Here is a 22,578-nt window from a genome sequence, read left to right on the forward strand (position 1 = left end):
ATACCACCTTGATTCTGGACAGTTAAACGGGCCGACTCGATAGCGAGTCACGCTGTGATTGAACTCACTATAGCGCAAGCATTTCATTGCTTAAAATGATATATTCGAAACATCACGTTGCATTTTTTGCAACATAAAGCTTGTCGGCACTACTAACGGAGAGATCACTTTGGATATTCGAACCATCAAGCTATACCTGCATCTTGCCGATAGTTTGCACTTTGCTAGAACAGCCCAGGCCATGCATGTGAGCCCATCGACCTTAAGCCGTGCCATGCAAAGGCTAGAAGAGGAAGTGGGGGCGCAGCTGTTTCAACGTGATAATCGCAGTGTGACGTTAACCAGTGCAGGCATAGAGTATCGACACTTTGCCGAGTTAACCTTAGATCAGTGGGCAAAGCTTAAAACTAAGATCGATCCTAAGCAGGACATACTCAGAGGTAAGCTCAATCTGTACTGCTCAGTAACAGCCGCCTATAGTCATCTCCCCGGATTACTGGATCGCTTTAGACGTGAGCACCCGCAAGTTGAGATAGCCCTCACCACTGGTGATGCCGCGAATGCGGTTAATGAAGTGCGCAACAACCGCGCCGATATCGCCATCGCCGCGCTGCCCGATCCGTTTCCCGATAATCTGCACTTTGCCAAGATTGATGATGTGCCTTTGTCTATTATCGCCCCCACCTTTAGATGCCAAGTGCAAAAGTTATTAACTGAATCTTATATCCCTTGGGACAGGCTGCCCTTTATCGTGCCGGAGCATGGACCTGGGCGAAAGCGTATCGATAACTGGTTTAAGTCATTAGGCCTAATCCCCAATATCTATGCTCAGGTATCAGGACAAGAAGCGATCGCTTCTATGGTGGCGCTCGGTTGTGGAGTCAGCATTACGCCAGAGGTGGTGATCAATAACAGTCCAGTACGCGACCGTATTCAGCTGCTAACATCACCCATAGACATCCCACCCTTTGAACTAGGCTGCTGCTGTAAGAGTAAACGGCTCGATGAACCGGTAATAGCAGCCTTTCTGCAAGCGATATAACCGAGTACACCATTGATATTAGAGTCATACGCCATCAATATCTGCTCATATTGAATTAGGTTGCTGTTGTAAGAGTAAACGCTTACAACAGCAACTGATTAAGTCATGTAGGCAAGTTAAGCCCAAACCTGATTCAAAACAAAAAACTAAGGCTCCAGCACAAACGGGGTTCTTTGCGTTAACAGCCATACACCACGAAGCGCTCACTTCGTTTGCTACACAGAGGACTCGAAGAAAAGCAAAAGCTCGGCATTGCTCTTCTCCGTGCTCTTCGTGTTCTCCGTGGTTCATTCTTGTCTTTCGAAGTCTGCTGCGGCTAGTCTTTTCGATTGTCACGAACGCCATCAATAATCAGGTTACGCAGCCAACGATGGCTAGGGTCGAGATTAAAGTGTTTATGCCAAACTAACACATAGGCACCGGGCTCAACATGCACTGGCACATCGAGGCACACCAGATCATAGTTAACCATCATCTGCTGGATATACTTTCGTGGCGCGCACAAGATCAGATCGCTGTGCTCACATAGATCCATTGCGCAATTAAAGTCGGTCATGTTAACCGCGATATCACGCTGCAGATGTTCTAAACGCAGTACATCATCAAGCAACCACTGCTCCAAACCACCAAAGGCCACCTGCAGGTGACGGTATTTGAGAAAAGTCTCTAAGTTCCATGGCTCTTTTAGCGCAGGGTGATCGCGTCTTAACAAACACACTGGGTAGTCACGAATAAGCTCTGCCGCGCCTAACTCCTCCGGCAAGTTATTCATATGCAGCAAAGAACGTTTATCCCACTCACGGCAGATAATGCCCATATCAATTTCACAGCGTAATAACTGTTCCATACTAGAATGCGACCAAGTATGGCCATTAATGCTCACCTGCGGCGCTTGTTTTAGCAGCTTTGGCATAAAATAGGGGTAAGTCAGTGAGTAAGCCGTTTCAACAATATGCATTCGAAAACGACGTTGACTCTCAGCGGGCTCGAAGGTGCTAGGACGAGTAAATTGATCCAGTTTTTGCAGCACATCCCGCAGCTCAGGGGCTAATTTCAGCGCACGAGGCGTGGCCTTTAAGCCATAAGCTGTGCGTTCAAATAGTTGATCGTCGAAGGTTTCTCTCAATTTACTCAACTGCTTACTCACCGCAGACTGACTCAAATGCAGTCTCGATGCCGCCGCAGTAACACTCTGCTCTTCAAGCAGCACTTCTAATACTCGGAGTAAATTGAAATCCAGCTGTTTCACAATCAACCTTCTAGGGATAGCCTAAGATATATCTGGCTATAATAAAGAGTTTACAAACTAACGCTATGGATATTCAGCCCAGTAACATTTTACGTGCCATCTATGCAAATACAGGCAATTAAAAAAATGGCAATTTAAAAACAGGTGATTCACTATCCAATCGGCTTTGATAAAACGTTGGCATAAATAGCAGATACAAAAATGCCTTCCAATTAGGAAGGCATTTTCATCGGCTAATCTAGTATCAACTCTACACTAGCCTACAGGACTCTTTTCAACAGTAGCTTTCAAACAAAAGCCGAGGCAACAAAACGCTTAGTCGTTATCGTTATCAGCTTCGATTTCGCGAGCAATGTTTTTGCCGTTCATCACCACACCTTCAACTTCGATGCGTTGCTGGGTAATCGTATCAAACGTAATTCTGTCTTCATATTGCGTACTTGCATCTACGAAAACGGTAACGCCATTGATAACAAAGCTTTGGGCCACAGAATCAGTAGTTGTAGCAAAACCTTCTTGCTCAAACTCTTTCCAGTTACCCGTGTTGTCGTTACCCGTTGAGCTGTCATCATCGAACTCAACTTCGGTCGCCACTTGCTGCGTACCTTGCTTAACTGAAGTCACTTCAACTAAGGCACCTTGTTTAAGATCAGCCTTCAAGCCATCTTCAAACTTAGTCTGGTTGTTAACAACAAAACGGCCTTGGTAGTTAAGTTCAAACGCAGTTTGTTGTGCGTCAACCCAAGTCACAATACCTTCAACTTCGGTGTCGTTAGCGAGATCGCTATAGTTTTCAACTTCAACACTTGTTGCTTCAAGTGTATTAAGGTTCATTGTGCCTTCTACTTCAACCCACTGGCCATTAGCAAGCACGCCTTCAATGTTGTGAGCTGCAGTGCCAGAGTAATCAACTGTTAGTGCTGCACCAAGCTTGAAGCTTTTAGCGCTATCATCTAAACCCGATAACAGACCTTCCACTTCATAGTGGCCAACTAGGTCTTCATTTTCAAACTTAACGACAGATAACACTTTATAACCAGCATCAGCGGTTGGTAATGACGACACCATCACCCAATCACCTAACTCAATTTCGTTAGGTAACTTGTAGGTTAACGTCATACCGTTAACATCAAATGTACCCGCAGCAGGGTCGATTGCTGTCACTTTACCGGTAATGGTTGGCTCAAGACTTACTTGAACAGCTGCCGCTTTTTGCGCAGCACCGACTTGCACCATCATATTAGGCTGCAAATCGTTAATATTTAGTTTAACGTCACCGTAAGATACGCCAGCAACATCATAGCTATAACCGTTTACAACAACTTTATTTTGCGCAGCATCGACTTTATCAATCGTGCCTTTAACCGCTGCAGGAGCCGTAACTACACCGCCGCCGTTATTATTATCGCCACCAGTGTTACCGTTGTCAGAAGAACTATCGCTTCCACCGCCACAAGCAGTTAAAATCAGAGCAATTGTTGAAACTAAAGCTATTTTTTTCATCTAAATACCCTTATTTTGTAAGATGATTATCAAATATGGCTGTATGTTAAAACTTGAACCGTGAAGCGATCGTGAAGAAAGATAAAATAATTTATGAAAGTGCTAATTGTTGATGACAGCCATAACCTAAGTCAAACAATCGCCGACTACTTGGAACTAGAGGGCATGGTGATTGACTGTGCCTATCACGGTGAAGCGGCAATCAATTTACTATTTGAAAATAGTTACGATGTGATTATTATGGATATCATGATGCCAAAACTTGATGGCATCAGCGCAGTGCGTAAATTACGCGAAGACCTATACTGCAACACACCCATTTTGTTCTTAACAGCCAAAGACAGTCTCGAGGATAAAGTCGCCGCCTTTAAAGCGGGAGGTGATGACTACTTACTCAAGCCCTTTGCCATGCAAGAGCTCAGCCTACGATTACACGCGCTTAGTAATCGCGGTCCACGCCAAGATATAGGCACACTGATGTTTGCCGACATCAAGATTAATACGCAAACAGATATTGTGACTCGCTCAGAGTTACCCATTAAGCTCAGCCGTATTCAGCTGAAGATATTAAAAGTGCTGATTAAGCGGGCACCGAGTATTGTTAGCCGGCAAGATGTGAGCGATGCGGTTTGGGGCGATGAATCCCCTCCAAGTGATGCACTGCGTAGCCACATATACGGTCTAAGAACAGCCCTTAATAAAGGCTTCGAACACTCACGATTAGAGACAATACATGGACAAGGTTACCGCCTTAAAGCATAAGCAGTTCCCTAGCATCTACCGAAAAATCCGCTGGAGTTTCGGTTTGATGACTTTTGCCATGTTCAGCTTATTTTGGTCGCTTATTTATATTGCTGAAAACCAAATTGAAAAGATCAGCCTGAATCACTGGTTAGACACAGAAGTATATCGCTATAAGCAGGACTACAAGCTTTATGGTGATAAAACCGTCCTGCCCAATACCAATGAATTCACCACCTATTGGAGTGAGCAAAACATTCCTGAATGGCTCAAAGCTTATACTTCTCCAGGTCTATATGAAAAGTTAATCGGCGAAGAAGACAAGCACTTTATTGTGACCCTGCACCCGTCGAATAAAGGGTTAATGTATGTTGTGTTTCAAGATGATGCCGATGACTACCTTGATGAGTACGAGGAGCACTTACACGATTACATTCTCATTCTAGGGCTACTTATCGGTCTATTAATGACGATATATAGTTTGTACTTTATCCGTACCCTATCCAAGCCGCTGACGATAATTGAACACAAAATCACCCAAATGGCGCCAGATGACCCCGACTTTAGCGTTGATACCCATTTTGTCGAAACCCGCAATATCGAGCAAACACTGCTAGATAGCCGCAACGATATCAATGGCTTCTTTCAACGTGAAAAGGAGTTCAGTCACTTTGCCTCCCACGAGCTAAGAACCCCTATCACTGTGATAAAAGGTTCAGCCGAACTCTTGGCAAAAATCCCCGACCAGCACCCACTGGCCGTCAATGCGGTAAAGCGTCTACAGCGAGCCAGTGACGAGATGCAGGTACTCACCGACACCTTTCTACTTTTGGGTAAAGAGTCGATTAGCCAACGTTACTATGCCGATGTCAGCCTAGAGGACGCGCTACGTAAACAGCTGCTCGAGATGAAAGAGTTATTTGCCAGACAAGATACTTGTTACGACTTAAGTGTAAACGACGCCGAACTCATCCATGCACCACAGAGCTTTATTGCCATCGTGCTTAACAATGTCATTAAGAATGCTTTTAGTTACAGCGTTGGCGATATCGAGATAGTGCTCACAGGACATACGTTAACGATTACCAATCGCCATGAAGGTAATGAAACTTACAATGCCGGCTACGGTGTTGGATTGGTTATTGTCGAGCGCATCTGTGAACGCATGGGGTGGGATTATCTGCCTCAAGATAATGGGGTTGAGTTTTGCACAACGTTGGTGTTTTCTGCCAAAGGGGATCCCCTTTAGGCATGATTTCATTTGCGTGAAACGGACGCAGGCTTTCAATCTACAGCGATGAACCTTTAGATTCTTCATCGCTTGAATCTTCAAACCAACTTCCTACATTGGTGGTTCCAATGGCTTGCGGCCAGCGTATATGCAGATATGACTGAGGCACGCTGCAAGCACATCCGTGTGAGCTCTACGATGGCAAACAACATCCATGTTTAAAAGCCAGTTCGGCATCCATGCCTCTCGTTCGAGAGCTTGATAACTTCGTTATCTCTCACCAAGCCATCAAAGGCCTCAGACATATCTACACTAGGTTAGAAAAGCGGAGTCGTTGGCTTTCAGCGTATGTTTTGAGTGGGAAAAATCTAAAGCGGTGAACCTTTGGCTTCATTGTCATTTGAAGCTGTGACGCAACTTCCAGCATCACTGGTTCCAATGGCCTGCGGCCAGCGCATGTGCAGATATGACTGAGGCACGCTGCAAGCACATCCGTGTGAGCTCTACGATGGCATCCATGCCATCAAAGGCCTCAGACATATCTACACTAGGTTAGAAAAGCGGAGTCGTTTGGCTTTCAGCGTATGTTTGGAGTGGGGAAAGCTGAAGCTTAGGATCTTTAATTTATCAATGCTCAGCCTCTTGTTCTATCTTCATGAATATATTTAGATTAGAATTAAAGCTGTTTTCATAATGGAATCAGTTGCATGCGCATTTTTTTAGGTGTTATTAGTTTTATAGCTATATTGGCTAGCTACCTATGGGGTAAGGCTTTCCTCAACTTTATTATTTTGCACCCACCTGTGGCTACAATGGTGTCGTTTGTCGTTGCTATCGCGGCTGTTGTTGTTACTCAAGTCTGGTTTGATATTAGGCAAAAGAAGCAACATGAACATGATTTGAATACTAAAGAACGTGAAAGGAAACAGGATAAAGCTGAGGAGATAATATTTATATTGGAAGATATTAAATATATCGTTTCTCAAACCCTCGTCAGGGCTAAAACTCAAGCTCTTAAAGAGAATCAAGAAATAGAAGAAGTACAAAAAATACATGATGATATTTATGAAATTAGAAGCCTACTATCTAAAAGCATAGGGATTATTCAAATGAATTTCCTAATTAAAGAAGAGCTAATAAATGTCGCAGATATGGCTGATAATTTTATAGAAGCTGTTCATTCATTGATAACAGATCCATCTAATGAAAATTCATCAGTAATGATTGAAGAAGAACGCTCAAATTTTGATGATGCTCTAATATCACTTGCAGATTCAATCAAGCAAGAGGTTATGTCCTTCTTAGATAAACCCAATTAGTCACACCAAGATCCCCGCTTGCCACCTGTATATGGGCGAGCGTGATTAATCTCTAATAGCTGTTCTGAAAGGCTTCGCTGTCAATGTTCTGCTATCAATCTAAAGTATTTTCCTCACTGTAAATTTCTAAGCACTATAGTTTCCCCCTCCTAAGACTGTTACAGTGAATTGCTTTGTTAACCATAACCTTACTGTTATCAAACTCAACAATCCCTACAGAAAACACCATTTCCCCCTCGGAGTTGCCGAGGGTCATTGAAGATAAATCGCGTGAGCGAGTCATGGATGACGAGGTAGCCTTAGTAGAGCCATGGATGGCGATTCTGAGGCGATAGCGATTTTCGAAAATGACTGAGGATCAACAACTTCGTCGGGGGCGCTGAGGGTTCGCTAAGGGGGACAAGCGCTTTCCCCCTTGGCTCGGGTGTGGGCGAAGCGCCACGACGTTAACTGTTAGACGCAGTCTAACGTAAAGCTCAAGCGCAGCTTGGTACTCTTATTGTGAGCTGGAAGCTCACGACTTTAATTAGGCGCAGCCTGACGACCCTTTATCAAACGAAGTTTGATTGCTAACAACAAGTCACCGTTTGCTACGTTAAGCAAACCCCAAAACTTTAGCTAAACTAAAACAATCCATAAAACAAAAGGATTTGTTTATGCCCATCGCCTGTGTTGCCACCCGCGCTAGCCTCGGTGTCCAAGCCCCTGCAGTACAAGTCGAAGTCCACCTTAGCAACGGACTACCAGCATTTAGCCTCGTCGGACTGCCCGAAGCTTCAGTCAAAGAGGCCAAAGAACGAGTGCGTAGCGCACTTATCAACGCCGGCTTTGAATTCCCCATGCGCCGCATCACCGTTAACTTAGCCCCTGCGGATCTACCCAAACATGGCGGCCGCTACGATCTGCCTATCGCTATTGGCATACTCGCCGCCTCAAAACAAATTCCACTCAACTCTATCGAGCAACATGAGTTTGTCGGTGAACTGGCGCTCTCTGGCCATGTTCGCTATTGCCAAGGCTTGCTGCCTGTCATCGTCGATGCCAGCAAACAAAACACCACCTTAGTTCTTCCCATTGATAACCGTGAGGATGCCGAACTTGTCGGCTTTGAAAAGGTGCTATTTGCTACACATTTGCAGTCACTCGTCGCCTACCTGCACGGCCAATCACAACTGCCCAGTATCGACCTTAACCTTGAATGGCTGACACAAGATAAAACTGAACCGCTATCTTGTATGAGTGAAGTTGTTGGTCAACATCAAGCAAAGCAAGCGCTTGAAATCGCAGCGGCGGGCAATCATAACTTATTGATGCTGGGGCCACCTGGCACAGGTAAAACCATGCTTGCCAGTCGCATGATGCAGCTGCTGCCGCACTTAGCGTATAACGAGGCCTTAGAGGTCGCTGCGATTCACTCTGTTGCAGGGCATAATATTAAGCCTGATAGCTTTTATCAACGTCCCTTTAGAAGCCCACACCACACCTGCTCAGCTATCTCTTTGGTCGGCGGTGGTGCTCAGCCCAAACCCGGTGAGATTTCGTTAGCTCATCGAGGCGTGCTCTTTCTTGATGAGGTGGCGGAGTTCCCAAGAAAAGTGCTCGATTGTTTGCGCGAACCTATGGAGACAGGAGAAGTGAGCATTTCAAGAGCCGCAGCAAAGCTGACTTTTGCTAGCCGATTTCAGTTAATTGCCGCGATGAACCCTAGCCCTTGCGGTGATAGCGACAATGGCAGATCCAGTAATGAACAGATCCTGCGTTACCTTTCTAAGTTATCTGGGCCATTTATCGACCGATTCGACTTAACCATAGACGTGCCTAAACTGCCATTAGGTGCACTCAATAGCCACAACAACCAAGCCGAAACCAGTGCCACGATAGCTAAACGCGTACAACAAGCGCGCGAGACGCAACTCGCTCGCTCTGGCGTACTCAACAGCGAACTATCGGGTAAACAGCTAAAACAAGATGCTAACTTTGATGATAACGACCTGGTTTTTTTGGAGCAAAGCGTCAATCAACTCGGCTTATCGGTGCGCAGCTATCATCGTTTACAACGTGTTGCCCGTACTATTGCCGATTTACAGCAGGAAGTTAACGTAAGCCGCTCTCACATAGCGCAAGCCTTAGGGTATCGCGCTATGGATAGGTTACTGGCCTCATTATCGAGGCAATAACCACTAAATATGAGTTGCTGTAAACTTTGTCGGTTTAATAGGTTGAAATCCGCCCCTTAACCTTTTACTGCAATTTGTTGCAGTGCTGCTATGAATAAGTCGCCACATACATTTAAGCTGTGCTTTTGAAATACGAAAGTTAACTAACAAGCACTTAAGTTAGGGTTACATAAAAATCTGTCAATATTTGCACAAATCAGTTGTATCAAACCCCAGATTCCAGTAAATTCCGCCAGCTTCGTTAACGCGATGATATTGAAGTCGCAAACATTTGCCTACTTAGATCATATCTAACAGCTTTTTTATAGCATTCACGCCAACAAGAGTAACGTTCAGAACCGAATGAGGTAGAGATAAGTTTATCTGCCACCCCGGTAAACTCACTATTACCATCATTTTTAAGATATTAATGACCCATAACATGCCAAGTAAATTCAAATATAACAGTCAATATGCCGTTAAATCCCTTGCTGCGGGGCTCATTTTTATCGCATTGCTGGCAACGTCTCTTGGTTTAAGCCATTACCAACTCACTCGCCAGCTTACCGCAGTGGCCGTACAACTGGATAATGAGTATCAAACACGCTTGCTCGCTGCAAAAACGCAGATGAAAGAAGTGCAAGCGATGCTCAATAAAGAGCAAGAAACACACTGCTCTGAAGCAACCATAAATTCGCTGAAACAGAAGCTGTTCGAACAAAGTGATCAACCTGTTCCCTGGGTTAAGTTTAACGATGAAACACTTATTTGCTCGGCGATTGGCCGCTGGCCAGTTCCTAAAGGAAGTCGGTTATTAAGCCGCGATATAGACGGCCACGCCCTGTTTGATGGCGAAGATCACCGTACCTTTAATAGACAAAAAACCATTTATGCCAGCGCGGCAAGCAGCACTGCTCATATATTTGTGCCAGTACAATCGGCTGATGCTATCAATACTATTTTAACTAACTGCAAGATATGCGGTGGCATCGATATCAAGGTTAATGGCCATGATTGGGTAAGCCGTAATACCGATTGCAACCCGTTTGCCAGTATCGAATATCAAGCCAAAGACTCTGAGTTTAAGTACACCTTAATCGCCAATGAAACCGCTAGAAATCACTTATGGTTGATCATATTCCTGTTATTACTCATTCCAACCTCGCTGTTAGCGGGGATCCTCTACCTCTTTCGCGAACGCATATTTAAATTATATTGGCACCGTCGCTTTGTATCTGCGTCGAATCAAGGCGATTTTTACCTTGCCTATCAGCCGATTATTGATACTAACAATGGACGTGTTTTTGGTGTGGAAACCCTATTAAGGTGGCGCACAAAAGGCAGTAAACATCGAGAGACCAGCAGTTATATATCTATGTTAGAGCAAGACTCGATAATGCCAAAACTGACGCAATGGATGATAAAAACGGCTCTCAGTGAATTAAAATCGTTACTGAAAAGTAATCAGATCGCTAGATGCAGTATCAATATTAGCGCCAAGCAAATAGAGCAAGGCCGGGTACTCTCTTACCTGCAACAGTTAGCCAATAATGGTTACCCGGTTGATCAGTTATGCTTTGAGTTAACAGAGCGTCAGCCTATCGAATCCTGGCAGGCGATGCGTGAATTTATCGCTGGCTGCAAACAGTTAGGCTGTCGGATTAAGTTAGATGACGTGGGCATAGGCTACGGCGGCGGTATGCTTCTTCAACAATTGGAGTTCGATTGCCTAAAGATTAATAAGGCCTTCACCAAGATACTCTCGAGTGAAAATAATCAACCGTTTTTGATCCGCTCCTATGTCGCCATCGCCAAAGAGATGAATATTGCTCTTATCGCTGAAGGAGTTGAAACCCAGAATCAAGCCGAACAACTTAAGAAGCTCGGGATTCATTTGCATCAAGGCTGGCTCTACTCAAAAGCCTTACCTGCAACGGAACTCAGATCTTACCTTCTCAATCATTAATATAAAAATCTAAGCCCTGGCATTGCCGGGGCTTAACCTTTACTGGTGACGACTTTTCATAAACAAGCATCACTCATGCTGATAATTAATCACAAACGTTCCCTAAATACTAATAGACTGCACCGTTAATCGTCGAAATTTAACATCTAGATTGAGACCAAACCTGACAACGAGTACTATAAGTCTCCAATTTTTTTCTTGAGGTTGTTAATGGGCGCGATAGTGTCACGCATTAGAGGAAGCTTTGCCTTCTTGTGTTATTTTATTAACACGTTATTTTGGGTCACCCCAATTCTTATTATGAGCATTTTTAAGCTCATTCCTTTAAATGTGACTCGCAAGGGTTGCACCTATTTCCTCGATTTTTGTGCCAGCGCCTGGATCAGCGTCAATGGCTTTATCGAAAACCGACTGCATCCGATCAAACTCACGATTGAAGGTGATAGCGAGCTGTCTACCAAAGAGTGGTATATGGTTATCGCTAACCACCAGTCTTGGGTAGATATCCTCATCTTGCAGCGAATTTTTAACCGTAAAATCCCCTTTTTGAAGTTTTTCTTAAAACAAGAATTGATCTTTGTACCTGTACTGGGGCTCGCCTGGTGGGCGCTGGACTTTCCATTTATGCGTCGTTATAGCAACGCACAATTAAAGAAAAACCCTAAATTACGTGGCAAAGATATCGAGATCACGCGTAAGGCCTGCGCCAAGTTCAAAAGCAAACCTGTCAGCGTAATGAACTTTGTTGAGGGTACCCGTTTCCATCCTAGTAAGCACAACAAACAGAACTCACCTTTTGCTCACCTGCTTAAGCCTAAAGCTGGCGGAATGGCTTTTGCCCTTTCAGCAATGGGCGAGCATATTGATAAATTAGTCGACGTTTCTATCTATTACCCCGGCAAGGTGCCAACCTACTGGGAGTACATTAGTGGCCAAGTCAAAGAAGTTAGAGTTCATATCACGGTTAATAATATTAGCGATGAACTGCGCGGTGATTATATCAAGGACCGTCAATTTAAAATTCAATTCCAGCAAGAGTTAAACCTTATCTGGCAGCAGAAAGATCAGGTTCTAGCCCAATTAGCACAAGCAGAAAACACCCGAGAAGAGGCATAAGAGCAAGATGTTAAACTTTTTACCTGCACCCATCTTATATTTTATAAGTACCCTGTTATTGATCATTAATACAGCTTTTTGGGCATCACTTATCAGCATAGGTGGCATCATTAAGCTGCTACTGCCTTTTACCGCTGCTCGTAACGGTTTAACCCATATCATGAATCGCTTCATGTGGGCCTGGGCTACCTGTAATGGAGGGATTTTATATCTACTCGCCGACATTGAATGGGATGTAGAAGGGCTAGAGAATCTCGACAAAAAGAGTTGGTATCTGCTGATCAGTAACCACCTCAGTGGTTTTGATATTGCTGCGCAAACTTATGTGTTACGTAACCATATTCCCATGCTCAAGTTTTTCCTTAAAAAAGAGCTTATGTATGTGCCGTGCTTAGGCTTGGGTTGCTGGGCACTGGATATGCCCTTTATGAGCCGTACTAGCCCGGCTAAGTTAAAGAAAAATCCTAAGCTCAAGGGTAAGGATTTAGCCTCTACTCGCAAAGCCTGTGAAAAGTTTAAAACCATGCCCACGTCTATCATCAACTATGTTGAAGGCAGCCGTTTTACAGAAGAGAAGCATACACGCCAAGATTCGCCTTACCGCTATCTATTACGCCCCAAAGCAGGCGGGATTGCTTTTGCCCTTTCGGCAATGGGCGAGCAGTTCACCAATGTCCTCGACGTGACGGTTCTTTACCCCGAAGTATTTAAAAAAGATGCCTTATATGAAGTAATGCATGGCCGCATGAAGAAAATTGTCGTGCGCGTAAAAGTACTACCTGTGCCTGAAGTGGATAATAAGCGTTATTTTTCTGAAGCTTCTTACCGCGTCGACTTTCAACGCTGGCTCAATGAACTTTGGGAAAGGAAAGATGAAGAGATCCACCAATTGATGCTTAAGCATAATAGCTCTAGCGAACATATTGTTGTTAAGCCTAAACAATAACTATCATTTTCTGCCCATCAATAATCAGGCCGCATTTTAAATGCGGCCTTTTCTTTATTTTGAAATCAATTGCAAGTCACAAAAACGTCAATAATACCAATGCAATATACTCATAAACCAATAAAAACGATATCGCTATAATTGAGCGTAAAAACAGTATGTTCCTCTACCCAGATAGATATACTCCCTTCCTATTCAAACCAATTAACAACATTGCCCTATAAAGCCCTAATGAAAAATAGTCACGGTCAAATTATTGACTGGATTTATAGCCAATAACTGGATAAGTTAACCTCGACTTTAAACATTGATGCAACAAGGGAAACAAAATGTATCACAAGAATCATTTAGCCAGTGTGTTGTTCATTTTCTTATCCGTTTTGGTAAATACCGCCTGCGCCACTCAAGGCGTAGATCAAAGTCGCCAACAAATTATTGAGCTCAGTGGTAGTGATATGGCCCGCTACTGGGTAACAAGAGACAAGCTTATTGATTGGCAGCAACTACTCCCAACAGACACTCATATCAACACTGGCAAACATAAAGCAGTTTATGAGGTATCGTTTGTAGTCAATACAAACGGACAGATGAGTCAAGTCACCATGAAAAATACTGCCAATGGCACTAGGGTTCCTGCTGAGTTATTGGTCGGTGTAGACGACTATCAATTTTTTGCCACGGCATACAACATCACTCGCCAGGCTGTAAAAGTAAATGCCACGGTAGAGCTGTAAATTTACTGCTGTCGCCAAATAATATGGTGGCTATTGTAGTCTTATGCTAATCAGTGCAATACCAATTTGTACAAGCCCAATCTGTATAAGACTGATTTGTATAAGACTAATGAGTATTGCTTTAAAAATAACAAAAAAGGCTCCTATTTAGGAGCCTTTTTAGATCTAGTTAATCTAGTTAATCTAGTTAACTTTGCACACGCTTTACGTGCTGCACCCAGCCTTCAGGCCCTTGAATATGGCCTTTTTGGATCTCGGTTAACACCTTATAAATTCGCTTAGTGTGCTCACCTACTTCGCCATCACCAACCGTGACGATGCGGTTATCCTCAAAGATATAAGAGCCTACTGGAGAGACCACGGCTGCAGTACCAAAGCCACCTGCTTCAATAATCTCACCTGACTCGATGTCACTAATAAACTTATCCAGCATCACCGTCTCTTGGCGTACGTCGCAGCCCAGTAACTCGCCCAAATCGAGAATTGACTGTGAGGTAATCGACTTTAAGATAGTGTCGGTAAATTTAGGGATAATAATGCTGCCATCTTTCAGCACGTGGAAGTGGTTCATCGCGCCCACTTCTTCAATCTGCTTATTGTTAGCATCCAGATACAGCACCTGCGCTGCACCATACTCTGCAGCAGCTTTACCCGCCTTAAGTGATGCCGCGTAGTTACCTGCCGCCTTTGATGCGCCAGTACCACCAGAAACAGCACGGTGAAAACGCTCGCTAATCAGCAAACGAATCGCCTTATCAAAGCCGTCGCTATAGTAAGGGCCGCTTGGACTTAGCATGACGCAGAAGGTGTATTGTTCACTCGGGCTAACCGATAAACGATCTTCAGTGGCGAAGATAAACGGACGGATATACAGACAAGCGCCCTCTTGCATTGGAAACCACAAACGATCGACATCGATCAACGCGTTGATCGCATCAATCTGCATCTGCTCAGGCAATGCGGGAATACAAAGAATATCGGCCGAACGATTAAGTCGCTCGGCATTTTTATCAATTCGGAAAGTGTAGATTTCGCCGTCTTCATGTTGAAAGGCTTTTGCGCCCTCAAATACCGACTGACCATAGTGCAGCGCAATGGCGCCCGGTGCGACTTGAAAGGGGCCATAAGGAACGACTCTAGGATCACACCACTGCCCATCGCGATAATCCATTAAAAACATGTGGTCAGTTCTGAGGTTACCGAAGCCAACGTTGCTTGTAGGCTTAAATTGCTCGGTACGGCGCTCTAACGCAGGTTTTAAGTTATAAGTTATTTGCATTGTATACCACCTTGATTACTGATTGAGCAGCCTATCAGTGGTCATAAAAAAGTCAAGCAAAACGGGGGCTAGCCTGAAGATCTTCAACTTATACAAAACATTCAAACTGCCCTAAAATTAATCAAATTGAGACCTACAATCCGACAATTTCCCTATGCTTAAACACGTTTCACAACTGCGTATATTGTCATGGCCTTTATCTAGAAAATGCTTAATACGGCCAGATAATGACTGCATCATTTCACGAGTAATAGGTTCACGCCACTGGTAATGGTTCATTAAACGGCTTATGTGGCGATAGCCTATATCATCATTGACACTAAAATATTGCTCGTCCATTAAGCCACTTTGATACGAAGACGTGGCTCCCGCCAAAAAGAAGTACAGCGCCTGACTCAAGTCATCTATTTCAACTTGTGTCGCTTGCAGCTCACCTTGTTCAACAGCATGCTCTAAAGGCCTTTTAATTCTGCTCCAAAATAAATTAACTCGGTTCTTTAATATTTCAACTTTTTGAGAACTGGCTAATTGCCAGAACATACTGTTAATAGAGACAACTCGCAAAATATTAAATATTGGACTTCTCTTCACAACTTCAAATGTGAATAAAATAGATAGAACTGCATGTTCGTAGATATTTAAATCAGGGTTTTCTTTTATAAACACAGGTATTTGACTCGAGATTGTATTCCTTAAGAATAAACAAACTAAGACATCCTCTTTAGACTCAAAATACTTATATAACGTATTAGTAGAACATCCTGCGCCCTTGGCTATTTGTGCAAACCTAAAAGAAACAACACCTTGATTATCAATCAATTGTTCAGCAACATCTAATAATTGATTACAGCGAATAGCATCCATATTATTACTAGGGCACTGCATGTTAGCCTCTTATTTAATTATATAGTTAAGATTGATACTACGGTTAAATATTCATTTAGATACTGAAAAGAAACATTTTCTTGAAGGCCTCCACAAAAAACTTTCTCCCCCAATATAAAGTGTGATTCCGCGCATGTTTGATTACATCTCCAAATCATATTGTTAACCCAAGTTAAATGGAGATAAAAAAATGCAAACAAGACGTTCATTTTTAAAACTTGGTGCTGGAGCGGCCGCGGTTGGCGCACTAGCCCCACTATCAGTAAGCGCAAATTCATCTGATGTGAAATGGGATGAAACCCATGAAATCGTGATTGTAGGTTCCGGTTTCGCAGGCCTCGCCGCCGCAGTAGAAGCGGGGAAATTGGGCGCAAAGGATATTGTCGTATTTGAGAAGCTGGGTGTGTACGGTGGTAACTCTACTCTCAATGCTGGCCAAGCCTGCTTTGCCGATACCGATCTACAGAGAAAACTCGGTATTAAAGACAGCGCCGATTTAATGGTAAAAGACCAATTAGCTTCAGGTCGTGGTTATGCTAGTGAAGCACTATTACGTCATAGTGCCGAGCTTGGACCTTACATTTACCAATTAACGAAAGATTGTGGCTGCGTCTACCGCGATCACATCATCAACACTGGCGGTACAAGTGCGACTCGCAGCCACCAAGTCGTTGAACGCTCAGGGGCAGGCTTTATTCGCCCAATGTTAAAAACAGCTCGTAGCTACGGTGTAAAAACCAAAACCCGCCATAAGTTCGAAGGTTTGATTACCGCCAAAGATGGCAGCGTATTAGGCATTAAAGTACGTAAAGGTTACCACACCGATCATGAAGACTCCGGCAAGATCATTAACGTAAAAGCAGAAAAAGGCGTGTTAATCGCAACTGGCGGCTTTGCAGCTAACGTCGCATTTCGTCAAGCGCTTGATCCTACATTAGGGGACGAAGTAGGTCACACTAACGCTCGTGGTGCTACGGGTGATGGCCTTATTGCCATGTTAGCTGAAGGCGCAATGCCTATCCATTTGAGCTTCATTCAGTCTGGTCCTTGGGCGTCGCCTGATGAAGGTGGTTTTGGTTACGGCGCAGGCTTTTCTTTATACAACTTCCCGCACTCTATCGCGATCGACCGCAATACTGGCATGCGCTTCATGAATGAAACCGCAGACCGTAAACACCGCGCAGATCTAGAGATCCAGCGTCGTGATAAAGATGGCAAGCCAAACCCTGCTCTACTTATCGCCCCCAAACACGAAGCACAAAAAGATCCGTCAATGGAAAATGTGCTCAAGTATAACGTTGCCTGGGAATTCGACAGCATTGAAGCCATCGCTAAACACTTCGATTTACCACTAAGTCCATTGAAAAAACAGGTTGATGACTGGAACCAATACGTTAAATCCGGTGAAGACCCGCAGTTCGGCAAGCGCATGGATATGGGCGCCGGCATTTATTTAACGGCACCATTTATTGTGCAGCGTTTATGGCCAAAAGTGCATTACTGCCAAGGTGGCATCCAAATTAATAACAAAGCTGAAGTTATTGCGGCAAAGAACGGCAAGCCTATTCCAAATCTTTATGCTGCAGGTGAAGTTTCTGGTGGTGTTCATGGAGTTAGCCGCCTAGGTGGTTGTTCGACTCCAGACTGCATGGCATTTGGCGTCACAGCCGCTCGATCGATGATGAAAGCATAAGGATACCAACATGAAACCAATGACGACTTTACTTGTGCTGATATTTAGCAGCGTTATCGCCCTTTCAGCTCAAGCTCAAGATCAGCGTGATTATCACGAGGCGCTATACGAAGAGGGTTGTAAAACCTGTCATGACCAAGGGCTAAAAGCCTTTCCATCTGATGATTCCTGCTTGCAATGCCATGACATGGGTGAGCTGGCAGAACAAACCAAACGTGAAGGGCATGAGGCAAAGCAAAACCCACACGATAGCATGCACTACGGCCAAGAAGCGCCATGTATGGAGTGCCACGGGGAGCACACCAAGAAGCAAGCTATCTGTATGGATTGCCACAACTTTGAGTATCCAAAGTTTAAATAGCATCAAATTAAATAATTAAAAAACATGGGGAAATGATAATGAGAAAACTACTTGCCGCCTCGGCAATTCTAATTACGGGTTGCGCCGTTGCAGCTGATAAGCCAGCCGATAAACCTTGGCACAATGAAAAGCCAACATTATCAACAATTAATGCACCAACTAAAGTAATGCCTATGGTATGTAAGCAAGAGCAAGCCATGGCCTATCTTAAAGAGTTACAAAGCGGTGAAAAGGATATTTACAGCATTCAGTCAAACGATCACGGCGGTAAAGGTGCTAATGATTCTGGCTGGTTAACTTGGCGTGTTGACGACCCAAGTAATCTTATTCCTTGTCCTGCTGGCGGCGCCTCAGACTCTGAAGTGGGTATGTGCTGGAAAGAGCTAAACGATGAACCAACCGTTATTGGTTTAGTGCGCGTCGCACCTGGCACTGCTGCACCGCACTATCACCGTGAAATGGAATGTTATTACGGCCTAAGCGGTGAAGGGCTAACGTGGGCACAAGAGCGCATGCAACCTTTTGGCCCTGGTGACTATATTGAGATCCCAAGTAAAGCAATTCACTACACGCCTAATACTTATGATGATCAAGACCTGATCTATATGTACTGGTTCCCACTCGATGGCAAGTTCTCAACATTTAAGTACCAATGGCCACAAGATGTGGGTCCAGGTGAGCAACTCATGTTTGACTTCGTACCTTACACCAACTCTAAGCTCGTTCGTTCAGGTAACGGTGGCTATGGTTGGGACGTGATTCAGAAATCTAAGTAATCTTACTCAATAGAGATGGAGGCCAACTTAAGTTGGTCTCCTTATTAACTATGAAAAAAATAATCCTAGCGTTAAGCCTATTTTTTAGCCCCAATCTATTTGCCGAAGAACCTATCTCCATATTATGGAATAACCTTGCTCCGGGGCCTGTAGATTTACCCGTTGATACCAATGTCAACTTAGCACTCGATGGTAAAAAGGTCATTATTCCTGGGTTTATCGTGCCATTGGATGGTCAAAACAGTGGCTACACCAAAAACTTTCTACTCACTCCACAGCAAGGCGCTTGTTTTCACAAACCGCCATCACCTGCAAATCAACTAATACATGTCGCTTTCGATGTACCAATAGCCATTCCAGATCTGGAACAACCTATGTATATAGCAGGAACCTTGAGCATTAAGAGTGCCCAAGCCGGATTTGCCAAAACGGGTTATCACCTAAAAGGAATTGAAGCGATTGAATACCCGACTCCGGTAAAAGTAGCCCAAGCAGACCACCAGCATTAACTCACTTTACACACTCAGTTTAAGCGACGCTGTCTTTTTTGCGTAAGCAGGGTGCTTCGCTATTAACCGAGGAGCTAGTCAAGGCACTGCAAGCGCTACAGCTCATATGGTCGCGATAATGTTTATCAAAAAAGCTCGAACTTCTATTCTCTAATGACTCAAAAAGCTCAGGGGTAAGTGGCTTAACCCACTTATATTGCGCCATCAATCTTGCCAAGTGGCGGTAACAGGTCTCGCGACGATTTGATAAGTATTCAGGCGCAATCAATTGGCTTTCGAACTGGGTTAATGAGCCTGTAAGGTAAAAGGTTATCCCTTGAACGAGCTCTTTCACCTGCAAGGGGGTGGCATCAAGCTCACCTCTTGCTACGGCTTCATTGAGAGAGTCGGTAAACCAGCCCCAAAATGCATTAATACGTTTTTTGAAGCGATCGACTTTTTCGTCACTCGCTAACTGCCACACCATGGTATTGACTGAAACTGAACGCAGAGTAAAAAAACTCTTGCTGCGTTTGATGGTTTCAAATGTAAACAAAATCGGTAACAGCACTTTTTCTTGAGCCGTTAAATCCGGATATTTGTTAATAAATATCGGCAGGTGATTAGAGGTCGCACTGCGTAAAAAAAGGCAAACCAAAACATCCTCTTTTCGCTCAAAAAACTTGTACAGCGTCCCTGTCGAACAGCCCACTTCCTTCGCGAGTTGCGAGAACTTAAACGACACAATACCTTGCGATTCTATGAGCTGTTCAGCCGCGTCAAGTATTTGATTGCATCGCATCATAGGCAGCGCTTCAGTGGGACATTTCATCTATAAAAAACCTGTATCTCGAATTAAGGCGATTATGCGCTTGTAACAATTACAGATTATAGATATCTCTTCCCTAATCGGGATTCAGTTCACGCTAATACTCCTTTATTGGTAGGCTTTGTGAGTCACGTCATACAAACATTAGTGCAATAACTTGTAACCCTATATGGAATTGAGTTCACATTTTTATAGCGTTAAAACCGCATCCTATTTTAAGAGAAAAGATCTTCGAGATCTGCCTCACGAATAAATTTGTCACTGAAAAAATGGCGTGACTTAGTTCACCTTTAACAAGCGAACTTGCGTTTATCTTTAGCTCATTCCCATTGAGAGAATTACAAAATGCAAGGTAGAAGAAACTTTTTAAAGCTAAGTGCTGGCGCAGCAGTTGGCAGTTTAGCGGCAACATTACCCGGTACCGTACAAGCTAAGACTTGTGGTGAGATTAACTGGGACGAAAGCGTTGATGTCATTGTTGTCGGTTCTGGCTTTGCCGGTCTTTCTGCAGCCCTAAATGCTAAGCGTCAAGGCTTAGGTTCGGTACTTGTTTTAGAAAAGATGCAAGTGATTGGCGGTAACTCTGCTATCAACGGTGGTTGGTTGGCTATTCCTAAGAACCCAATCCAGTTAGCGCAAGGCGTCAATGACGACTCTCCTGAAGAACTAGTAAAAGATCAGATTATCTCTGGCCGCGGCATGCAAAACGAGCCTGCACTGCGTCTTATCGCTAACCGTTCCTTAGATGCCTACGATCTTTGTATCGACACAGGCGTTAAGTTCCGCGATGGCTTTAATATCCAGGTGGGCGGCCACAATAAAGCTCGCGCTATTCGTACTCAACACGGTACTGGCGGTGACATCACCACCAAGCTATATGAAGCCGGTGTAAAAGAAGGCGTTGATTACCGTCTACAGCACTATATCGAAGACTTCATCATGGAAGGCCAGAAGATTATTGGCGTAAAAGTGCGTAAGAACTACCGCTTCCCCGATCTAAAAACCGGTAGCACCATTTTTGTTAAAGCTAACAAGGCCGTAGTGCTCGCTAACGGCGGCTTCGCGCGCAACATGGCGCTACGTGAAGCGGTTGATCCATCTCTAGACCCAACACTAGATTGCACTAATGCAATGGGCGCAACAGGCGAAGTCACCCTGACGGCGATGGCTTACGGCGCACTACCTGTACACATGAACCTTATCCAAACGGGCCACTGGGGTTCTCCAGATGAAGGCGGATTTGGTTGGTCAAACGCCTTACTATCTATCGGCTGGCACCAAGGTGTGGCGATTAGCGTGCTCAACGGCAAGCGCTTTATGGATGAACGTGCAGACCGTAAGACCTGCTCTGAAGCCATCATGAAAAACCGCAACGCTGATGGTAGCCCAGCGTACCCAGTAGTGTTCTTCAACTACAACAACTACGCCAAAGATGACCGTGTTGTACGTGCCATCCGCGACAAGATGGCGTGGAAGGTCGACTCATTAGATGAGATCGCCGCTAAGTTCGATATTCCAGCCGCAGAGCTTAAGCGCAGCATTGTTGAATACAACAAGCACGTGAGTGAGCATAAAGACCCGCTATTCAATCGCAAGATGGATACGGCAGAAGAGCTAACAGGCCCATTTGTTGTGTCACGTATTTGGCCAAAAGTGCACTACTGCATGGGTGGTCTAAAAACCGATTTAGGCGCTCGCGTCATTGATGGCCGCTCTATGGAGCCTATCAAGAACCTATACGCAATAGGTGAAGTAACAGGTGGTATCCACGGTGAAGCCCGTTTGAGTTCTACATCCTGCCTAGAGTGTCTAGTCATGGGTATCGTAGTGTCTGAAACCATCAAAGCTGATCTTTAAGGAGCCATCAAATGAACAAGTTATTACTAAGCGCACTACTTGGCCTTGCTCTATCTAGCAACGTGATGGCTGGCGAGCTAGTCAAGATGAAAGGCAAGACTGAAGGACGCGTAAACCACGAATTTATCTATCAAGATGGCTGCCAAACTTGCCACCAAGGTTCAGGTAAGAAAAACGCAACTGACGCAGCCTGCGTTGAGTGTCATGGCGACATTAACAGCATCCCTGTCGATGAAAGCAAGCTAGCCATTCCTGAAGCGCATCCTCACAAGTCACTGCATTACAACCAAGGCGCAAGCTGCCTTGCATGTCATGCCGAGCACGAGAAAAAAGCACCAGTTTGTACAGAGTGCCACCGTACTTGGTTTGAAGAGATGTAATTCGATTAATTGATTTACAAAATCTAA

20 protein-coding genes are annotated in these 22,578 nt (G+C 44.3%); 15 read left to right on the top strand and 5 right to left on the bottom strand.

Annotated features, from left to right (window positions below; translation table 11 throughout):
* Positions 1–169 precede the first annotated feature (169 nt).
* Positions 170–1,042, top strand: coding sequence for an HTH-type transcriptional activator IlvY (gene ilvY / locus ACVBIK_RS11990; RefSeq protein ID WP_447162141.1), 873 nt, complete (start codon positions 170–172; stop codon positions 1,040–1,042).
* Between the two features lie 316 nt (positions 1,043–1,358).
* On the opposite strand, the gene ACVBIK_RS11995 is transcribed toward ilvY, so the two are convergent.
* Positions 1,359–2,294, bottom strand: coding sequence for a LysR family transcriptional regulator (locus ACVBIK_RS11995; RefSeq protein ID WP_447169782.1), 936 nt, complete (start codon positions 2,292–2,294; stop codon positions 1,359–1,361).
* A gap of 312 nt (positions 2,295–2,606) precedes the next feature.
* Positions 2,607–3,794, bottom strand: coding sequence for a DUF5666 domain-containing protein (locus tag ACVBIK_RS12000; RefSeq protein WP_447162142.1), 1,188 nt, complete (start codon positions 3,792–3,794; stop codon positions 2,607–2,609).
* Positions 3,795–3,887: 93 nt separating this feature from the next.
* Here ACVBIK_RS12000 and ACVBIK_RS12005 point away from each other — a divergent pair, with 93 nt between their 5' ends.
* The 8 genes from ACVBIK_RS12005 to ACVBIK_RS12040 all read left to right on the top strand — a co-directional run bounded on the left by ACVBIK_RS12005 (position 3,888) and on the right by ACVBIK_RS12040 (position 14,003).
* Positions 3,888–4,556, top strand: coding sequence for a response regulator transcription factor (locus ACVBIK_RS12005; protein ID WP_447169767.1), 669 nt, complete (start codon positions 3,888–3,890; stop codon positions 4,554–4,556).
* A complete protein-coding gene (locus ACVBIK_RS12010) occupies positions 4,528–5,784 on the top strand; it encodes a sensor histidine kinase (protein WP_447169768.1) in 1,257 nt (418 codons plus the stop codon). The genes ACVBIK_RS12005 and ACVBIK_RS12010 overlap by 29 nt, the downstream gene beginning before the upstream one ends.
* Positions 5,785–6,473: 689 nt before the next feature.
* A complete protein-coding gene (locus tag ACVBIK_RS12015; protein WP_447169769.1) occupies positions 6,474–7,085 on the top strand; it encodes a hypothetical protein in 612 nt (203 codons plus the stop codon).
* A gap of 656 nt (positions 7,086–7,741) precedes the next feature.
* Complete coding sequence (locus ACVBIK_RS12020; RefSeq protein WP_447169770.1) at positions 7,742–9,262, top strand: YifB family Mg chelatase-like AAA ATPase; 1,521 nt, start codon at positions 7,742–7,744, stop codon at positions 9,260–9,262.
* Positions 9,263–9,683: 421 nt separating this feature from the next.
* On the top strand, positions 9,684–11,207 hold the full coding sequence (locus ACVBIK_RS12025; RefSeq protein WP_447169771.1) for an EAL domain-containing protein: 1,524 nt from the start codon (positions 9,684–9,686) through the stop codon (positions 11,205–11,207).
* A gap of 210 nt (positions 11,208–11,417) precedes the next feature.
* The gene (locus tag ACVBIK_RS12030; RefSeq protein WP_447164001.1) at positions 11,418–12,323 is read left to right on the top strand and encodes an acyltransferase; all 906 of its coding nucleotides are present in this window, start codon (positions 11,418–11,420) and stop codon (positions 12,321–12,323) included.
* Positions 12,324–12,330: 7 nt separating this feature from the next.
* Positions 12,331–13,269, top strand: coding sequence for an acyltransferase (locus ACVBIK_RS12035; protein ID WP_447162150.1), 939 nt, complete (start codon positions 12,331–12,333; stop codon positions 13,267–13,269).
* 329 nt (positions 13,270–13,598) lie between these two features.
* Entirely contained in the window at positions 13,599–14,003 is a 405-nt protein-coding gene (locus tag ACVBIK_RS12040) for a hypothetical protein (RefSeq protein WP_447169772.1), read from the top strand.
* A 187-nt stretch (positions 14,004–14,190) separates the two neighbouring features.
* Here the strand turns inward: ACVBIK_RS12040 and ACVBIK_RS12045 are convergent, their stop codons facing one another.
* Positions 14,191–15,282 carry a branched-chain amino acid aminotransferase gene (locus tag ACVBIK_RS12045; protein WP_447169773.1) on the bottom strand — a complete coding sequence of 364 codons (1,092 nt, stop codon included), beginning with the start codon at positions 15,280–15,282 and terminating at the stop codon, positions 14,191–14,193.
* A gap of 117 nt (positions 15,283–15,399) precedes the next feature.
* Entirely contained in the window at positions 15,400–16,167 is a 768-nt protein-coding gene (locus ACVBIK_RS12050; RefSeq protein ID WP_447169774.1) for a TetR/AcrR family transcriptional regulator, read from the bottom strand.
* A gap of 190 nt (positions 16,168–16,357) precedes the next feature.
* On the opposite strand from ACVBIK_RS12050, the gene ACVBIK_RS12055 reads away from it, so the two are divergent.
* Genes ACVBIK_RS12055 through ACVBIK_RS12070 form a run of 4 tightly spaced genes read left to right on the top strand, consistent with a single transcriptional unit; the run spans position 16,358 to position 19,506 of the window.
* Positions 16,358–17,860: a flavocytochrome c gene (locus tag ACVBIK_RS12055; RefSeq protein WP_447169775.1), complete on the top strand. Its 1,503-nt coding sequence runs from the start codon at positions 16,358–16,360 to the stop codon at positions 17,858–17,860.
* A 10-nt stretch (positions 17,861–17,870) separates the two neighbouring features.
* Positions 17,871–18,221 carry a cytochrome c3 family protein gene (locus ACVBIK_RS12060; RefSeq protein ID WP_447162575.1) on the top strand — a complete coding sequence of 117 codons (351 nt, stop codon included), beginning with the start codon at positions 17,871–17,873 and terminating at the stop codon, positions 18,219–18,221.
* A 38-nt stretch (positions 18,222–18,259) separates the two neighbouring features.
* On the top strand, positions 18,260–18,997 hold the full coding sequence (locus ACVBIK_RS12065; protein ID WP_447162574.1) for a cupin domain-containing protein: 738 nt from the start codon (positions 18,260–18,262) through the stop codon (positions 18,995–18,997).
* 50 nt (positions 18,998–19,047) lie between these two features.
* Entirely contained in the window at positions 19,048–19,506 is a 459-nt protein-coding gene (locus tag ACVBIK_RS12070) for a DUF3299 domain-containing protein (RefSeq protein WP_447162573.1), read from the top strand.
* A gap of 19 nt (positions 19,507–19,525) precedes the next feature.
* Here ACVBIK_RS12070 and ACVBIK_RS12075 read toward each other — a convergent pair whose 3' ends face one another.
* The gene (locus ACVBIK_RS12075; protein WP_447162572.1) at positions 19,526–20,317 is read right to left on the bottom strand and encodes a TetR/AcrR family transcriptional regulator; all 792 of its coding nucleotides are present in this window, start codon (positions 20,315–20,317) and stop codon (positions 19,526–19,528) included.
* A 342-nt stretch (positions 20,318–20,659) separates the two neighbouring features.
* On the opposite strand from ACVBIK_RS12075, the gene ACVBIK_RS12080 reads away from it, so the two are divergent.
* Together ACVBIK_RS12080 and ACVBIK_RS12085 are read left to right on the top strand one after the other, a co-directional pair.
* On the top strand, positions 20,660–22,171 hold the full coding sequence (locus tag ACVBIK_RS12080) for a flavocytochrome c (protein WP_447162571.1): 1,512 nt from the start codon (positions 20,660–20,662) through the stop codon (positions 22,169–22,171).
* Between the two features lie 11 nt (positions 22,172–22,182).
* Positions 22,183–22,551, top strand: a complete 369-nt coding sequence (locus ACVBIK_RS12085) for a cytochrome c3 family protein (protein WP_012279024.1) — start codon at positions 22,183–22,185, stop codon at positions 22,549–22,551.
* Positions 22,552–22,578: the final 27 nt, after the last annotated feature.

The sequence above is a fragment of the Shewanella sp. 125m-1 genome (genome assembly GCF_052977065.1).

Excerpts from the sequence above, each read along its gene's own strand:
- ACVBIK_RS12000 (WP_447162142.1), bottom strand. The coding sequence starts at position 3,794 with ATGAAAAAAATAGCTTTAGTTTCAACAATTGCTCTGATTTTAACTGCT.
- ACVBIK_RS12005 (WP_447169767.1), top strand. The coding sequence starts at position 3,888 with ATGAAAGTGCTAATTGTTGATGACAGCCATAACCTAAGTCAAACAATC.
- ACVBIK_RS12010 (WP_447169768.1), top strand. The coding sequence starts at position 4,528 with ATGGACAAGGTTACCGCCTTAAAGCATAAGCAGTTCCCTAGCATCTAC.
- ACVBIK_RS12015 (WP_447169769.1), top strand. The coding sequence starts at position 6,474 with ATGCGCATTTTTTTAGGTGTTATTAGTTTTATAGCTATATTGGCTAGC.
- ACVBIK_RS12020 (WP_447169770.1), top strand. The coding sequence starts at position 7,742 with ATGCCCATCGCCTGTGTTGCCACCCGCGCTAGCCTCGGTGTCCAAGCC.
- ACVBIK_RS12025 (WP_447169771.1), top strand. The coding sequence starts at position 9,684 with ATGCCAAGTAAATTCAAATATAACAGTCAATATGCCGTTAAATCCCTT.
- ACVBIK_RS12030 (WP_447164001.1), top strand. The coding sequence starts at position 11,418 with ATGGGCGCGATAGTGTCACGCATTAGAGGAAGCTTTGCCTTCTTGTGT.
- ACVBIK_RS12035 (WP_447162150.1), top strand. The coding sequence starts at position 12,331 with ATGTTAAACTTTTTACCTGCACCCATCTTATATTTTATAAGTACCCTG.
- ACVBIK_RS12040 (WP_447169772.1), top strand. The coding sequence starts at position 13,599 with ATGTATCACAAGAATCATTTAGCCAGTGTGTTGTTCATTTTCTTATCC.
- ACVBIK_RS12045 (WP_447169773.1), bottom strand. The coding sequence starts at position 15,282 with ATGCAAATAACTTATAACTTAAAACCTGCGTTAGAGCGCCGTACCGAG.
- ACVBIK_RS12050 (WP_447169774.1), bottom strand. The coding sequence starts at position 16,167 with ATGCAGTGCCCTAGTAATAATATGGATGCTATTCGCTGTAATCAATTA.
- ACVBIK_RS12055 (WP_447169775.1), top strand. The coding sequence starts at position 16,358 with ATGCAAACAAGACGTTCATTTTTAAAACTTGGTGCTGGAGCGGCCGCG.
- ACVBIK_RS12060 (WP_447162575.1), top strand. The coding sequence starts at position 17,871 with ATGAAACCAATGACGACTTTACTTGTGCTGATATTTAGCAGCGTTATC.
- ACVBIK_RS12065 (WP_447162574.1), top strand. The coding sequence starts at position 18,260 with ATGAGAAAACTACTTGCCGCCTCGGCAATTCTAATTACGGGTTGCGCC.
- ACVBIK_RS12070 (WP_447162573.1), top strand. The coding sequence starts at position 19,048 with ATGAAAAAAATAATCCTAGCGTTAAGCCTATTTTTTAGCCCCAATCTA.
- ACVBIK_RS12075 (WP_447162572.1), bottom strand. The coding sequence starts at position 20,317 with ATGAAATGTCCCACTGAAGCGCTGCCTATGATGCGATGCAATCAAATA.
- ACVBIK_RS12080 (WP_447162571.1), top strand. The coding sequence starts at position 20,660 with ATGCAAGGTAGAAGAAACTTTTTAAAGCTAAGTGCTGGCGCAGCAGTT.
- ACVBIK_RS12085 (WP_012279024.1), top strand. The coding sequence starts at position 22,183 with ATGAACAAGTTATTACTAAGCGCACTACTTGGCCTTGCTCTATCTAGC.